Consider the following 15,272-nt stretch of genomic DNA (forward strand, 5'->3'; position numbering starts at 1 on the left):
TGCCTGATCAGCCCTGGCGATAGGGGAGCAGGCCGCCCGCCTCCTCGGCGTAGGCCCGCACCCCGGCTCGTTCCTGCTCGAGAAAATCCGCCACCGCCGCGCGCAGCCCAGGGTGCGTGAGGTAATGCCAGGAGCGCGTGAGCACCGGTTCGAATCCGCGAATCAGCTTGTGTTCGCCCTGCGCACCGGCGTCGAAACGTTGCAAGCCCTGGCCGATTGCGTAGTCCATGCCCTGGTAAAAACAGGTCTCGAAATGCAGCCGATCGAACTCCGCCAGGCAGCCCCAATAGCGCCCGTAGAGGCTGTCGCCCGCGAGCAAGCTGAAGGCCATCGCCACCGGGCGTGCGCCCTGACGCGCCAATACCACGCGGATCGCCGCCGGCATCCGCTCGGCCAGCAGGCTAAAGAAGCTGCGCGTCAGGTAAGGCAGCTGCCCGCGTATGGCATAGGTATTGGCATAACAGGCGTAGACGAAATCCCACTCGGCCTCGCTCAGTTGCTGACCCTGCCGCCAGTCGAAGTCGATGCCCTGCCCCGCCACCTGTTCGCGCTCTTTACGGATTTGCTTGCGCTTGCGCGAGGCCAACGCCGCGAGGAAATCCTGAAAATCCCGGTAGCCATGGTTGCGCCAGTGGTACTGACAGCCGAGCCGCTCCAACCAACCCTCACGGCCGCACAGCAGCGCATCCGCCAGGTCATCGGTGAAATTGATATGCAGCCCGGACAGGCCCTGCACCGCCAAACCCGAGCTGAGCTGGTCGAGCAACTGACCCGCCGCGTCGGGATAGCCGAGCAGGCGCGGGCCACTGACCGGCGAAAACGGCACGCCACAGAGCAGCTTCGGGTAATAGGCGATGCCGGCGCGCTGGCAGGCATCCGCCCAGCCATGGTCGAACACATACTCCCCGTAGGAGTGCGCCTTGACATAGGCCGGCAGCGCGGCCAGCAACTGGCCTTGGGCGTCGACCCATACCCGATGGGATGGGGTCCAGCCGGTACGCCCACCGACACTGCCGCTGTCTTCCAGCGCAGAGAGAAAAGCGTGACTCAGGAAAGGTTGCGCGCTCGGTACCAGGGCGTCCCAGGCGGCGGCATCCAGGTCGGCAAGGCGCTGCAGGATCAAATTCGACATGGGCGAAGTCTGGCCTGTCGCGCAGCCGAAAAAAAGCCCCGCACAAGGCGGGGCTTAAATAAGGAGCGGAGCCGTTGGTTACTTGAACTTAGAACACGTACTGAGCGCGGACTACAAAACCATCACCGTCGTCATCGCCAGCACGGTTGGTGATCTTGTCGGTTTTGGCCTTGGTGTACATGCCGCTGATTTTGACTGCTTCGTTGGCGTACCAGTTGACACCCAGGTTATGCACCTTGGCTTCGGTGTCCTCGGCTTCACGCAGGAAAGTACTGGTGGCGCTGGTCACGGCAACATCGTTGTCTACCGAGAGGCTGTCATAGCGGTAGTAGACTTCCCACGCGCCGATTTCCTTGTTGGCCGGCTTGATGGCGTCGAACTTGCCCATCTTGTAGCCACGCGCCTCACCGGTGAGGGTGTAAGCGACCTGGGCGTAGAAGCCATCACCTTCCAGGTCCGACTGAGTACCAGCCGAGCTGGTTTCACGCTTCATCCACTCACCCTGGAGGGAGAGCGGGCCCATGGCCCATGCAGCTTCCAGACCCCAGGCGGTATCGTCGTCCCAGAACTGGGTAGCGGAGTTGGTGCCGCCGAAAACGGCGCGGTTACCTAGGTTATCTTTGGCGTTGCCGCCGTTGGTGTCGACACCACGCATGCCCAGACGCGAACGGTAACGCACGTCGGCAGCTGTTACATCATCCAGGTTACGTTGCGCGAAGTTGACCCCGAAGTGCAGCACCTTGCCCGCTTCAGCCATCGGCGCGAATACGCCGCGGGCGTTGAACTGCTTGACGCTGTCGCCTTCGTCGTCGTTGGCGTCCTTGCTCGATACGCTGGTGGAGACGTAGGCGTAGTTGCTGATCAGCGCCTGCACTTGCAGACCCAGGCCGTCCTGGTGGGTGTTGGCCCAGTCGATCAGCTCGTTAGGGGCACTGCGCTCGAGGGCGGTCACCCACTTGGAGCTGGTGGCCTTTTCCAGGCCGAAATCGGGGTCGAAACGACCGGCGCGCAGGGTAATGGGGGCGAAGCCGATGTAGCTGAAGGAGGCCTCGTCGAAGTTACCGCTGGCCGGGGCACCGCTGCCGTTGCCAGAGTTTTCCGAGAAGTCATAGGCCACGGAGTAAAGCCAATTGGTGTAGGCGATCCCGGACAGCTCGAGGTAGGCGCGGCGGAAATAAGCGGCATCGCCGGTGTCGCCGTTACGGGTATAGAAACCGTCGAAGCGACCGTAGTCAGCCTGCAGGCGACCACCCAGCTTGAAGCCGAAGGATTTGTCAGTAGTGGCGACTTCCAGGCCACCCTTGGTTTTGACAACGATGTCAGCGCCGTCAGTGGTTACGGTACCGGCGAAAGCCTGGGCGGAAATGGCCAGGGCCAGGGCGCTGGCGGCAACACCGGCCCCCATCCCAAAGAATGAGTGCTTACGGATCATCGAAAATTCCCCTATTGGTCTTTGAAAAACACCCGAGCAGCAGGCTCGTTTGTGCTGGAGGGGAATCTTGGCGGCGGGTTATTTCAGCTCAGTTGCTTTTATATAAATGTTTTATGACAAAGGAACTTTTTTACTTCGAATAGGAATAAGAGAGAAACCGCTCTAGAGCGCGCACCCCAGACGTTTTTCGCCGACCTTGCCTTCGCCTGAAAGGCCAGCGGAAGCACCCGAGCTTTGTCTCCAACTGTGCCCAGCACCACTGAAAACAGCGCCAGCAACATCAGCAGACAGATCACCGCGAACCCCATACCGTTATTCCGCACCACAAGCTTGCCGCTGCGGGTCAGCCCGCCGCTGGCAGTGCGAAGGCCTCCATCATTGCCCCTTTTAAATCTATTTATTCGATCAAAATAGCGCAATTTTTCCGCTTTTTTAAATAGATTAATTGATCGATTATCTGGCCATCACCAGCGGCTTCCCACCGCCTGAGACTCGAAAGCCGGTGTTTCGAGCAGGCCAAACGAGCGCCACCTGGATACCAACGGAGGACACCGAGCATGATCGAATTACGACCCTTTGAGCAGTTGGGTGGCGCTAATCACGGCTGGCTCAACGCCCGTCACCACTTCTCGTTCGCCGAGTATCACGACCCCAAGCGAATGAACTGGGGCCAACTGCGGGTCTGGAACGACGATGAAATCGCCCCCAATTCGGGCTTTCCCCGTCATCCGCACCGGGATATGGAGATCATCACCTATGTCCGCGAGGGCGCCATTACCCATCAGGACAATCTCGGCAACCAGGGGCGTACCGAAGCCGGCGATGTGCAGGTGATGAGTGCCGGCAGCGGGATCGCCCATAGCGAATACAACCTGGAGTCGGAAACCACCAAGATCTTCCAGATCTGGATTCAGCCGACCGAGTTCAATGCAGCGCCGTCCTGGGGCGCCAAACCCTTCCCGAAAGGCGAGCGCGCTGGCGCCTTCGTCACGCTGGCCAGTGGTGACAAAGCCGCTAGCGAAGCCTTGCATATCCGCGCCGATGCACGCTTGAGCGCGGCAACGCTGAAGGCCGGCCAGCACGCCGAGTATCGCCTGGGCGACCAGCGCAAGGCTTACCTGGTGGCCGCCAGCGGGGTGATCAGCGTCAACGGGGTAGAGGCCAAGGCCCGTGATGGCGTCGCCGTCAGCCATGAGGAGGTGTTGTACTTCAGCGCCATCGAAGACAGCGAAATCATCCTGGTGGATGTGGCCTAAGCGGCGGGCAGCAGATGCACAGGCCATGTCAACGCGGCGGCACTCAAGCTAGGCTAGTGATCTTTCTCAACCTACCGGTGCCGCCATGACCCACGAACCGTCAGATACACCGCCCAGCGCAGAGCCGCTAAACGCTGTCGAAGCCCGTATCCTCGGCTGCTTGATCGAGAAACAGGCCACCACGCCGGAAACCTATCCGCTGACCCTCAACGCGCTGGTCCTCGCCTGTAACCAGAAAACCAGCCGCGAACCGGTGATGAACCTCAGCCCCGGGCAAGTCGGGCAGAGCCTGCGCAGCCTGGAAGCCCGCGGCCTGGCACGGCTGGTCATGGGCAGCCGCGCCGATCGCTGGGAACAGCGGGCCGATAAAGCCCTGGAGTTGGTCCCTGCCCAAGTGATACTGATTGGCTTGCTGCTCTTGCGTGGCCCGCAAACCCTCAACGAGTTGCTCAGCCGCAGTAATCGCATGCACGATTTCGAGGACGCCGAACAGGTGCAACACCAGCTTGAGCGTTTGCAGACGCGCGGCCTGGCCGGCCAACTGCCACGCCAGTCGGGCCAGCGCGAGGATCGCTACATGCACCTGCTGGGCGACCCGGCGGATCTCGCGATCGCCCTGGCGACAAGACACGTCCACGTCGACAAAGCCGAAAGCGCCACGCCATCCGAGCCATCCGACTCCCGCCTGGAAGAACTGGAAGCCCGCGTGGCCGCCTTGGAAGAGCGCCTGGCCAGGCTGGAGTAGGCCAAGCCCCGCTTTTGTAGGAGCGGCCCATGGCCGCGAAGCTACTCGATGACGGGCTTATCTCGAGTAGCAAGACGACCCGAAAACCATTGCGGGCTCAGAACGCCTTGCGCTGCTCGGCTAAACGCGTCGCCAACGCTTCCAGTTCGGGAATCGCGGTATCCGGCAGCTTGCGCAGCACCGCTTGGGTCAGGCGCATCTGGCGGATAAAGCGCCGGCATTTCCAGCAGATCGTCAGATGGGTGCGCACCGCTATCCGCTCGCGAAGGCTCAACTGAGCGTCGAGATAATCGCTGGAGTTTGCCACCAATTCCTTACAACTCAACACTGGCCTGTCTCCTCGAAATGTTCCAGGGTGGCGAACACCTTCAGCCGTGCGCGGTGCAGCAGTACCCGGACATTGGAGAGCGAAATCTCCAGAAGATTACAGATCTCTTCCAACTCAAGGCCCTGGCGCTCGCGCAGCAGCAAGACGCTGCCTTGCAACTCGGAGAGGCTGCTCAAGGTTTTTTCCAGGCATTCGCGCAGCTCGTCTTCGGTCAGCAAGGCTTCCGGCGAGTCGTGGTGCCAGGCAAAAGGCGCCGCCAGCCAATGGCCATCCTCGGCAAACCGCGAGTCATCGATGGTGCCGTGCGGTGCCGGCAGATCATCCAGCAACAGCTCACGGCGATTCTGCTTGAGCCGGCTCTTGGCGGTATTGGCGGTGATGGTCAGCAGCCAGGTCTTCAGGCTGGAGCGGCCCTGAAAGCCGTCCAGGCTACGGACTACGGCGAGCCAGGCGTCCTGCACCACCTCATCGGCGTTGCGGCTGCCGACTATGGCATAGGCCACCGCCCGCATGGCGCCCTGGTAGGCCGCGACCAGCTCACGGAACGCCTGCTGCTCGCCGGCCAACAGGCGCGGCAGCAGATCGCTGTCGAGCGGCGGGCTCATCAGTGTTTACGCAGGATCACGCTGCCAATGGAATAACCGGCGCCGAAGGAGCTGAGCACCCCCAACGCACCGCTCGGCAAGTCATCCTGGTGCTTGTGCAAAGCGATGACCGAGCCGGCCGAACTGGTGTTGGCGTAGCTATCGAGAATCACCGGCGCCTCATGCGCCTGCGCGTCACGGCCAAGCAGCTTCTTGGTGATCAGCAGGTTCATGCTGAGGTTGGCCTGGTGCAGCCAGAAGCGTTTGATGTCGGAGACATTGATGTGGTTCTCGCGCAGGTGCGTACCCACCAGCTCGGCGACCATAGGGCAGACGTCGCGGAACACCTTGCGACCTTCCTGCACGAAGAGTTTGTCCGGCGCCCCTATGCCCTCTTCCCCGGCGCGGTTGAGGAAGCCGAAGTTGTTGCGGATGTTGTTGGAGAACTGGGTCAACAGCTTGGTACTGACCACATCGAACTGGTGCTTGGAGCTGGCCAGCTCGGCGCGCTCGAGCAGCACGGCGGTGGCCGCATCGCCGAAGATGAAATGGCTGTCGCGGTCACGGAAGTTCAGGTGGCCGGTGCAGATCTCCGGGCTGACCACCAGCACCGCGCGGGCCTGGCCGAGCTGCACGCTGTTGCTCGCCGCCTGGATACCGAAAGTGGCGGATGAACAGGCCACGTTCATGTCGTAAGCAAAACCCTGAATACCCAACGCGGCCTGGACTTCGATGGCCACCGCCGGGTAAGCGCGTTGCAGGTTCGAGCAGGCGACTATCACCCCATCGACATCCGCCGCGGTTTTGCCGGCACGCGCCAGCGCCTCTTCCGCCGCGCCGACCGCCATCTGGCAGAGGACGCCCCACTCGTCGTTGGAACGTTCTGGAATCCGTGGCGCCATGCGCTGCGGATCGAGGATGCCGGCCTTGTCCATCACGAAGCGGCTCTTGATGCCCGAGGCCTTTTCGATAAAGGCAGCGCTGGACTCGGTCAGCGCCTGAACTTCGCCACGTTCGATGGCCGCCGCGTTGTCGGCGTTGAATTGCCGCACATAGGTATTGAAGGATTCCACCAGCTCATCGTTAGAGATGCTGTTTGCCGGGGTATACAGGCCGGTACCGCTGATGACGACGTTATACACGGTCGTTCCTCTTGCAAGCTTATTGATCGGAATGGCGGCTATTGTGCCCGAAAACAGGGAAAAACCCCCAGACTTCCAGCCCGACGTTCGTCAGGGCATTATCGCCAGCCGCTTTGGCTGAACAGTCGTACCGCATAACGAAATGAGCAGTACTGCAAGGTAGCCTGAAGGCTGAAAGTGACAACCCTGTCTGCGCACACCTGTCGCCTCTGTGTTCGGTCTATGCACCCAGGCAAACCAAAGCCCCTACGCGCCCCAACTATTCACGGCCACTCAGCGCGTAAAAAATATTTGACTTATTGATCGATAAAATACTCATAAATGTCTTATAAATCATAATGTTGATCGAATAAGTAAATCCGTCTCGGACAGCTTTTGGTCGAATATTCTTAACAAAACCACCTGATTTGTTTGACATATTTTACGGCTTTGGCAGACTGCCTCCAGGGTTACAACTGCCTGGGAGCCCTCGTGAGCAGGTTCAAGCGCCTGTCCACGCCCTGCGCGTGGCAGCGGAAACGCCCACACGCCAGCGGTTCCATCCGTCGCACCGCGGCGGCAGGCAGAACCCGCAACAAACAGGAGGCGCCGAGGCGACACCGGCCCTTCCTGCACAGTAATGGCAGGCGCCGGCCTGCCCCAAGGTGACATATGTCCAACAACAACACTGGCAACACCCAGAACGCAAAACGTAAACCCGTCGTCCTTATGACCATGGGCGCCCAGGAGCGCAAAGGTCATGACTATCAGGTGATGACCAAGAAATACATGAGCCCCCTGGTCGAGATCTCTGGCTGCGTGCCCCTGCTGGCACCCACCTGCTTCGGTACCGAAGACCTCCAGCAATACCTGTCCATGGTCGATGGCATCTACCTCACCGGTGCCGGCAGCAACATCGACCCGGCTCTCTACGGCCAGGAGAACCTGACGCCCGATAAGGCCCAGGACCAGGACCGCGACCTGTTCGACCTGCCGCTGATCCGCGCCGCACTGGACATGGGCCTGCCCCTCTTCGGCATCTGCCGCGGCATGCAGGAACTGAACGTCGCGCTCGGTGGTGACATGCATCAGAAGCTGTACGAGACCCCCGGCCTCAACGACCACCGCGAAGACACCACGACCCCGGTGGCCGAGCAGTACGCCGACATACACCCGGTGCGCCTGGTACCCAACACCTGGTTCGCCGAACTGATGCAGCAGGATGAAATTCCAGTCAACTCGCTGCACGGCCAGGGCATCAAGACCCTGGGCAAGGGCCTGCAGGCGCTGGCACACGCCGAGGACGGGCTGGTAGAAGCCATCCACCTACCGGAACTGCCGCAATTCACCCTCGGCGTGCAGTGGCACCCGGAGTGGCTGGCCGCGCAAAACCCCCACTCCGTGCGCCTGTTCCAGGCCTTCGGCGAGGCCTGCCGTAACCGCGCCGAGCAGCACAGCCGCTAAGCCAGCCCTGGCTACGACCGGCGCCGGCCTCGCCCTTGAGGCGGCCTGCGCCGGCCCCTGAACTAAGACGCTGTAAACCGCGGACCGGGCTGGCGCCTGTCAGGTCTGGCGGATCAAGCTGACAATATCCGCCAGGCGCGCGCCGACGTGCGCCTCGAGCCCCTGGATGTCGCGCTGATGCTGCTGTTGCAGCTCGAGGTGCTGGGCGCACAGCTGCAGCGCCGTCATCACCAACAACTTGTCGCCCAGCAGCGCCGGGGACTTGGCCTTGGTCTCGGCCAACAGGCCCTTGAGCAACTGCGCCGAGGCCAGCAAGGCCGGCGCCTGCCCGGCAGGCGCCTTGATGCTGTAGTCACGGCCCAGAATCGAAACGACCGTCAGCGTTTCGCCCTCGCCACTCATGCGTTGGCCGGGCTCGGCTCAACCTTGCTGCCGCCAGCCGTGGCCAGCTCAACCAGCGCCTGAATGCGCACCAGCGTCGCGCTTTGCAGGTCATCCTGCTCCAGCGCGCTCAACTGCAGGCTTTCATTCTCATCCTTGACCTGAGCCAGCTCGGCACTCAACTGCACGTTGGCACTCAACAGCGCCTGATTGGCCAGCACCAGCTCACCGACCAGCTGCTCCAACTGACTTAACGACTTTTCCAACATATTGATTACCCAGGCTTTTTAGCGGGCCGCCACAATAGAGAAAAGCCCCCGCAGAAGCCAGACATCTGACCGCCCGATGGGCACCGCACGTCTGTTAATGCCGCGAATTCGCCCACAAACGCGCCCGAAGGCCTGAGCGGGGCAATAAAGCTGAACATTTGGCCGAAAAACGCCCTGCAGAACAGTGGTTCAGCTTGGGCCGGGGCAGCGCCCCTTTCAGCAGGCCAAACGTAATCGTTGTGTAGAGGGTTGAGCGGCATGGATGCCGCGCAAGCTGCGATGGGCCAGGGATGGCCCTTCGCGGCGGGCCCTCGGAGCGGCGATGGAGTGAGGGAACCCGGCGCGCAGCGCAGGGCCGGATGGCGGGGCAAGCCCTCTTGGTTACTTCTGGGGCGACTGCCAGAAGTGACCCGCCGTAAAGGCGGAACAAGATCGTAAGGCCAGCGAAAGTGCGGCGTTTGTACGCAGCTGGTGGGTTACGGCCTGCGGCCTAACCCACCCTACGCGACTGCCAGAAGTAACCCGCCGTAAGGGCGAAACCATAGCGATGAGGCGACGCAGATGCGGCGTTCGAGTGCGCTATCAAGCGTTAGCTGCACTATCGCTTCGCGGCTGAAGCCGCTCCTACAAAAGCAGACGGCGGCGGTTCGCGATCATTGGCGTACTACCTTCGGCGAGTAGCGCCCTACGCAGCCTTGTCACTAAACGTCAGGCCTCCACCAAACTCCATTGTTTGCTCACACGCTTATCCGACACCGGCAGCTTGGTGCCCAGTTGCTGGGCAAACAGCGACACGCGATATTCCTCCAGCATCCAGCGATAGAGCACCAGCTGCGGATCGCGCTTGCCTTCCTGCGCATGCTTGGCCGCGCGCGCCTGGTACTGGGCCCAGCAGGCGTTCAGCTCGCCGCTCCAGACCCGGTCTTTCTGCAGCTGCGCGGAAAGTTTGTCGAAGCGCTGCTCGATGGCTTTCAGGTAGCGCGGCAACTCCTTCAGCCACTCCGCCGGGGTTTCACGGACGAAACCCGGATAGACCAGGTTGGCCAACTGCTGCTTGATATCGTTGAGCGCCACCGCCTGGGCCAGGTCGATCTTGCCTTTGAAGCGTTTCTGCAAGGCGTGCCAGAGCTTGAGAATCTCTAGGGTCAGGCGCGCCAGGCGCTCGGCATGCTCGGTCCAGGCGCCGCGCTTCTGCTCGGCCAGGGCCAGCAGCCCGACGCCATCGCGCGGCAAGTTGCTTTCGCCCTCCAGCACGCAGCTGTCCAGGCTCGCCAGCAGGATGTCTTCCACCAGCGCCTCGACCCGGCCCAACTCGCGGTGCAGCAGGCCCAGGTCGGTCAGCCCCGGCAACTTGCCACGGAGGAACTTGGCCGGTTCGGCCAGCTGTTGCAGCAACAAGCGCTGCAAGGCCCGGCGATGCTGGTACTCGGCCTCGGCCTGGGTCGGGAAGCGCCCCTCCTTGACCGTGCCGCCCTCTTCCACCAGCGCCGGATACACCGTCATCGACAGCCCGGCGATCTTCTGTTGGGTTTTCTCGGCCACCGCGGCGAACCGCTTGGCCTCCACCGGCCGCTGTTCTTTCTCGGTGCGCTGCACCGCCAAGGCCGCCTGGCTGGCCTCGGCGAAACGGGCCGTCAGCTCGGCCAGGTCGCGGCCTTCACCGAGGAACTTGCCCTGGGCATCGACCACTTCCAGATTGATCCGTAGGTGGCTGTCCAACTGCAGAGCGGCATCACGCCAGGCCTCCTCGCCGACGCGCACCCCAGTCATCCGTAGCAGCTCGCGGCCGAGTGCTTCCGGCAACGAGCCTTCGGCGAAGCCGATGCGTTGCAGCGCGGCCTTGACGAAGTCCGGCACCGGCACGAAGTTCTTGCGCACGGCTTTTGGCAGGTTGCGTACCAGGGCGATGCACTTGGCTTCCAGCAGGCCCGGCACCAACCACTGCAGACGCTCTGCTGGTAATTGCGGCAACAAGGGCGCCGGCACCCGCAGGGTCACGCCATCGCGTGGGTGATTGGGTTCGAAGTGGTAGGTCAAGGGCAGTTCCAGCTCGCCCAGGCGCAGCTTGTCCGGGTAGTGCGCGGCGGTGACTTCGCTGGCGTCCCGCGCCAGCACATCTTCCTCGCGCATGATCAACAGTAGCGGGTTCTTCGCGCTCTCGATCTTGTACCAGCTCTCGAAGGTCGCGGCCTGGTGGATCTCGGCCGGCAGGCGCGCCTCATAGAAGGCGAACAGGGTTTCCTCGTCGGCCAGGATATCGCGCCGGCGGGCCTTGGCCTCCAGCTCGTCGAGCAGCTCCAGCAGCTCTTTATTGGCGCTCAGGCACTTGGCGCGGGATTGAATCTCGCCGCGCACCAGGCCTTCGCGAATAAACAGCTCGCGCGACACCAGCGGGTCGATCGGCCCGTAATGCACCGGGCGGCGCCCGACCACAATCAGGCCGTAGAGGGTGATCTGCTCGTAGGCGACGACCTGCCCACGCTTCTTCTCCCAATGGGGTTCGAAGTGATTCTTCTTGATCAGGTGGCTGGCCAGGGGTTCGATCCAGTCCGGCTCGATCTTCGCCACCTGGCGGGCAAACAGCTTGGTGGTTTCCACCAGCTCGCCGGCCATCAGCCATTGCGGGCGTTTCTTGCCCAGGCCGGATGAGGGGTGAACCCAGAACCGCCGCTGGCGCGCGCCGAGGTAATCGCCGTCTTCGGTTTTCTGCCCGATCTGGCTGAGCAAGCCCGACAGCACCGCCTTATGCAGCCTGGGGAAGTCCGCCGGCTCTTGGTTCAGGCTCAGCTGCAAGTCGCGGCAGATCAGGCTCAACTGCCGATGGGAGTCGCGCCACTCGCGCAACCGCAGATAGTTCAGGAAGTTCTTCCGGCACCAGCTGCGCAGCGCGCTGGAGCCCAGCGCCAGGCGTTGCTCTTCGAAACCGCGCCAGAGATTGACCAGCCCGGCGAAGTCGGAGTCCGCGTCTTTCCACTGCGCGTGGGCCTGATCGGCGGCCTGCTGACGTTCCGGTGGCCGCTCGCGCGGGTCTTGCACCGAGAGCGCACTGGCGACCACCAGCACCTCTTGCAGGCTGCCTTGCTTGGCCGCCTCCAGCAGCATCCGGCCCAGGCGCGGGTCCACCGGCAGGCGCGCCAGTTGGCGACCCAATGGCGTCAACTGGCCTTCGCGATTGACCGCCGACAGCTCCTGCAGCAGGTTGAAGCCGTCGCTGATGGCCTTGCCATCCGGCGGCTCGATAAAGGGAAAGGCATCGATCTCGCCCAGGCGCAGATGGAGCATCTGCAGGATCACCGCCGCCAGGTTGGTGCGCAGGATCTCCGGGTCGGTGAAGGCCGGGCGGCCGTTGAAATCCTCTTCGCTGTACAGGCGCACGCAGAGCCCTGGCTCGACCCGCCCGCAACGACCCTTGCGTTGATTGGCGCTGGCCTGGGACACCGCCTCGATCGGCAGGCGCTGGACCTTGGCGCGGTAGCTGTAGCGGCTGATCCGCGCGGTGCCGCTGTCGATCACGTAGCGAATGCCCGGCACGGTCAGCGAGGTCTCGGCGACGTTGGTGGCCAGCACCACGCGACGGCCCGGATGCGATTGGAAAATCCGCTGCTGCTCGGCCGGCGACAGGCGCGCATAGAGCGGCAGAATTTCGGTGTGCTTGAGCTGAGCCTTACGCAGCATCTCCGCCGCGTCGCGGATCTCCCGCTCGCCGGGCAGGAACACCAGCACATCGCCGGGGCGCTTGCCTTCACTGCGTTCCAACGCCGCCAGTTCATCCAGGGTCGCGAGGAGCGCCTGATCGACCGACAAATCATCTTCGAGCCTATTACCCTCCTCGTCCTGCTCGGCCGTCAGCGGGCGATACCAGGTGTCGACCGGGAAGGTGCGCCCGGAGACTTCGACGATAGGCGCAGCGTTGAAGTGCTGGGAGAAGCGCGCCAGGTCGATGGTCGCCGAGGTGATGATGACTTTCAGATCGGGGCGACGCGGCAGCAGGGTTTTCAGGTAGCCGAGGAGGAAGTCGATGTTCAGGCTGCGTTCGTGGGCTTCGTCGACGATGATGGTGTCGTACTTTTCCAGGTAGCGGTCGTGCTGGGTTTCCGCCAGCAGGATGCCGTCGGTCATCAACTTGATCAGGGTGTTGGCGTCACTCTGATCCTCGAAACGCACCTGATAACCGACCAAGGCGCCCAGCGGCGTCGCCAACTCCTCGGCGACCCGCGTGGCCACACTGCGCGCGGCGATGCGGCGCGGCTGGGTGTGGCCAATCAGGCCGTGCCGACCACGGCCGAGCTCCAGGCAGATCTTCGGCAACTGGGTGGTTTTGCCCGAGCCGGTTTCACCGGCGATCACCACCACTTGATGCTTTTCGATGGCCGCCTTGATCTCGTCGCGCTTGGCGGCAATCGGCAAGGCGTCGTCGTAGCGGATCGCCGGCACGCTCAGCCGGCGCGCCTCGACCTTGGCGCAGGACTGCTGGAAGCGCTCCAGCCATTGCGCCTGCCTGGCTTCGTCCGGCTGCTTGCGCAGTTCGTGCAACTGGCGACGCAGGCGATGCCGATCGGCCAGTAGGGTCTGCTCGAGGTTTTTCAGCAGGGAGTCGAAGGCGGGAATCGGGTCGGTCATCAGGCAGCCGTGGACGGTTTCATGAAGGGCGCGATTGTCGCAGATTTCGCCGATAGGCGGCCAAACCGTTGCCCCCCTGCCAACCCACTGGCGCCCTGCCCGGCGGGCGAGTGCGCGCTACCAGAGCTGGAGTGCGCCCGCACAGCGCCTCAGAAGGCCGCGTCGCGGTAGACCTCCTCGCCGCCGAGCAGGGTCCAGAGTACCTTGGCTTGGCCGATCTGCTGGACCGGCAGCTCGAAGATGTTCTGGTCCAGCACCACCAGATCGGCCTGCTTGCCGACCTCCAGTGAGCCGGTTTCATCCTCTTGGCGCAGGGTATAGGCGGCGTCCAGGGTGTAGGCCTGCACCGCCGCTTCCAGGTTCGGCAGGCTGCGCTTACCCAGACTCAGGGCGTTCTGCATGATGCCCAGGGGCGACAGCGGGTTGACGTCCCAGTCGGAACTCAGGGTGACGCGCGCACCGGACTCATACAGCTCACGCAGCGGCAGCATCTGGTAGGCGCGCTGGCCGATCATCGGCACGTTGTCCTTGAGGAAGGACGGGGCGAAATACGGACTCGGCTGGAAGTCGGCAATGACGTTCAACTCACGAAAGCGCGGAATATCGTCGTTATCGACCAACTCGACATGAGTGATGCGATGGCGGCCCTTACCGCCGGTGGCCCCGATGGCATCCAGGGCATCGCTGACGGCTTGGTCGCCGATGGCATGGATATGCATGTCAAAACCGGCCTTGCTTAGCTCGCGGGTGTAGCGTTCGAGGCGCCGCGGTGTGAAGTAGTACAGGCCTTTAGGATCGACGCCGGGCAAGCTTTGGTTATAGGGTTTTTGCAGCCGCGCTGTGGTGTTGTGAGTGATGCCGTCGACATAGAACTTGATCTGGGTGACGCGCAGCAGGCTGTCGTCATCACCAGGCTGATACATGGCCTTGAGCTCGGCCAGCTGCTCGTCGTCATCCAGCGTCGGGTAGGCCCACAGACCCAGCGAGGTGCGCGCCTTCAGCTCGTCGTTACGCGCGGCCTTCTGCCAGGCGTCGAGATAGCCGCGACGCCAGAACACCCGGGCATCGGCCACCGAGGTGATGCCGTTCTGCGCCAGTTCGTCCTGGCCGGCCAGCACCGCCTGGTAATACACCTCTTCGAGCGCCTTGGACGGCGGCAAGGCCTTGTCCAGCGCCAGGTCGCCGGCGTTGTCCAGCACCAGGCCGGTCGGCTCGCCGTCCTCGCTGCGCAGGATCACGCCGCCAGCCGCGGTCGGGAGTATCGGCATCGATGCCCGCCAGTTCCAGTGCCTTGGAGTTGAGCCAGTAGGAGTGTGAGGTTTCCTCCATCATCGCCACCGGACGCTCGGGGATGATGGCGTCCAATAGTTCTCGCGGGGTCTTTTTATCCTCCAGCAGGCTGTGCAGGGCGAAGCCCCAGCCCAGCAGCCACTCGCCGTCATCCTTGCTGTTGCAGGCTTTTATCTCCTGCAGCCACTGCTGCACCCCTTCCGCGGAGTCCAGCTTGCAGTCGCCCTGGGCTTCCGAGGAGGCGTCCAGCACATGGGCGTGGGTATCCTGGAAGCCGGGCAGGACCAGGCGCCCCTCGAGGTCGACCTGCTCGGTTTCTTCGTCGACATACTCCGCCAGCTCATCCTCATCCCCTACCGCGAGGATCTTGCCGTTCGCGTCTATGGCCAGCGCGCTGGCCCAGGGCTGTTTGGAATTGACGGTGTAGATATGGCCGTTGTGCAACAGCTGGGCGGCCGGTTCTGCAGCCCACAGGCCGGAACTGGCGAGCATCAGCAATCCGCTAATCGGCAAAGAAATGCGCATGAAAACACCTCATAAAAAACATCAAGACCAGCCCAGCAGGCCGAGATTTGTTCACACCCAACACCAGGGTCGACGTACAAAGGTCGTCGCCCCGGGGGTGAGCCACTCGCTGCCTTGCAGGTCAG

General features: G+C 62.8%; 13 protein-coding genes and 1 pseudogene. 3 read left to right on the top strand and 11 right to left on the bottom strand.

The features are described 5' to 3' along the window. Positions 1-7: 7 nt before the first annotated feature. The 3 genes from FFS13_RS08830 to FFS13_RS08840 form a co-directional block, all read right to left on the bottom strand. Positions 8-1,132, bottom strand: a complete 1,125-nt coding sequence (locus FFS13_RS08830; protein ID WP_137818735.1) for a GNAT family N-acetyltransferase — start codon at positions 1,130-1,132, stop codon at positions 8-10. A gap of 88 nt (positions 1,133-1,220) precedes the next feature. Next, on the bottom strand, positions 1,221-2,564 hold the full coding sequence (locus FFS13_RS08835; RefSeq protein WP_137818736.1) for an OprO/OprP family phosphate-selective porin: 1,344 nt from the start codon (positions 2,562-2,564) through the stop codon (positions 1,221-1,223). Positions 2,565-2,662: 98 nt separating this feature from the next. Then, positions 2,663-2,983, bottom strand: coding sequence for a hypothetical protein (locus FFS13_RS08840; protein WP_137818737.1), 321 nt, complete (start codon positions 2,981-2,983; stop codon positions 2,663-2,665). Positions 2,984-3,121: 138 nt separating this feature from the next. Here FFS13_RS08840 and FFS13_RS08845 point away from each other — a divergent pair, with 138 nt between their 5' ends. Both FFS13_RS08845 and FFS13_RS08850 read left to right on the top strand, forming a co-directional pair. Then, complete coding sequence (locus tag FFS13_RS08845) at positions 3,122-3,820, top strand: pirin family protein (protein ID WP_137818738.1); 699 nt, start codon at positions 3,122-3,124, stop codon at positions 3,818-3,820. Between the two features lie 85 nt (positions 3,821-3,905). Further along, positions 3,906-4,565: a YceH family protein gene (locus FFS13_RS08850; RefSeq protein WP_137818739.1), complete on the top strand. Its 660-nt coding sequence runs from the start codon at positions 3,906-3,908 to the stop codon at positions 4,563-4,565. A 97-nt stretch (positions 4,566-4,662) separates the two neighbouring features. On the opposite strand, the gene FFS13_RS08855 is transcribed toward FFS13_RS08850, so the two are convergent. From FFS13_RS08855 to FFS13_RS08865, 3 genes are read right to left on the bottom strand one after another with little or no spacing between them, the layout of a single operon-like run. Beyond that, a complete protein-coding gene (locus tag FFS13_RS08855) occupies positions 4,663-4,893 on the bottom strand; it encodes an anti-sigma factor (RefSeq protein WP_137818740.1) in 231 nt (76 codons plus the stop codon). Then, positions 4,887-5,498 (bottom strand): RNA polymerase sigma factor, encoded by a 612-nt coding sequence (locus tag FFS13_RS08860; RefSeq protein WP_137818741.1) that lies wholly within the window; start codon positions 5,496-5,498, stop codon positions 4,887-4,889. The genes FFS13_RS08855 and FFS13_RS08860 overlap by 7 nt, the downstream gene beginning before the upstream one ends. After that, complete coding sequence (locus FFS13_RS08865; RefSeq protein ID WP_137818742.1) at positions 5,498-6,619, bottom strand: beta-ketoacyl-ACP synthase III; 1,122 nt, start codon at positions 6,617-6,619, stop codon at positions 5,498-5,500. The genes FFS13_RS08860 and FFS13_RS08865 overlap by 1 nt, the downstream gene beginning before the upstream one ends. A 651-nt stretch (positions 6,620-7,270) precedes the next feature. Here FFS13_RS08865 and FFS13_RS08870 point away from each other — a divergent pair. After that, on the top strand, positions 7,271-8,062 hold the full coding sequence (locus FFS13_RS08870) for a gamma-glutamyl-gamma-aminobutyrate hydrolase family protein (protein ID WP_137818743.1): 792 nt from the start codon (positions 7,271-7,273) through the stop codon (positions 8,060-8,062). 99 nt (positions 8,063-8,161) lie between these two features. Here FFS13_RS08870 and FFS13_RS08875 read toward each other — a convergent pair whose 3' ends face one another. The 5 genes and pseudogenes from FFS13_RS08875 to FFS13_RS20060 form a co-directional block, all read right to left on the bottom strand. Continuing rightward, positions 8,162-8,464 (bottom strand): cell division protein ZapA, encoded by a 303-nt coding sequence (locus tag FFS13_RS08875; RefSeq protein WP_137818744.1) that lies wholly within the window; start codon positions 8,462-8,464, stop codon positions 8,162-8,164. Next, complete coding sequence (locus FFS13_RS08880; protein ID WP_137818745.1) at positions 8,461-8,712, bottom strand: hypothetical protein; 252 nt, start codon at positions 8,710-8,712, stop codon at positions 8,461-8,463. Before FFS13_RS08880 ends, FFS13_RS08875 begins: the two co-directional genes overlap by 4 nt. 708 nt (positions 8,713-9,420) lie before the next feature. Continuing rightward, positions 9,421-13,332, bottom strand: coding sequence for an ATP-dependent RNA helicase HrpA (hrpA, locus tag FFS13_RS08890; protein ID WP_137818747.1), 3,912 nt, complete (start codon positions 13,330-13,332; stop codon positions 9,421-9,423). A 149-nt stretch (positions 13,333-13,481) separates the two neighbouring features. Further along, positions 13,482-14,600 carry an amidohydrolase gene (locus tag FFS13_RS08895; protein WP_137818748.1) on the bottom strand — a complete coding sequence of 373 codons (1,119 nt, stop codon included), beginning with the start codon at positions 14,598-14,600 and terminating at the stop codon, positions 13,482-13,484. 40 nt (positions 14,601-14,640) lie between these two features. Next, positions 14,641-15,147, bottom strand: a pseudogene (locus FFS13_RS20060) (amidohydrolase family protein); the annotation flags it as partial. Positions 15,148-15,272: the final 125 nt, after the last annotated feature.

The organism is Pseudomonas sp. 2FG, assembly GCF_005502935.1.
In the GTDB taxonomy this organism is placed as follows: Bacteria; Pseudomonadota; Gammaproteobacteria; order Pseudomonadales; family Pseudomonadaceae; genus Aquipseudomonas.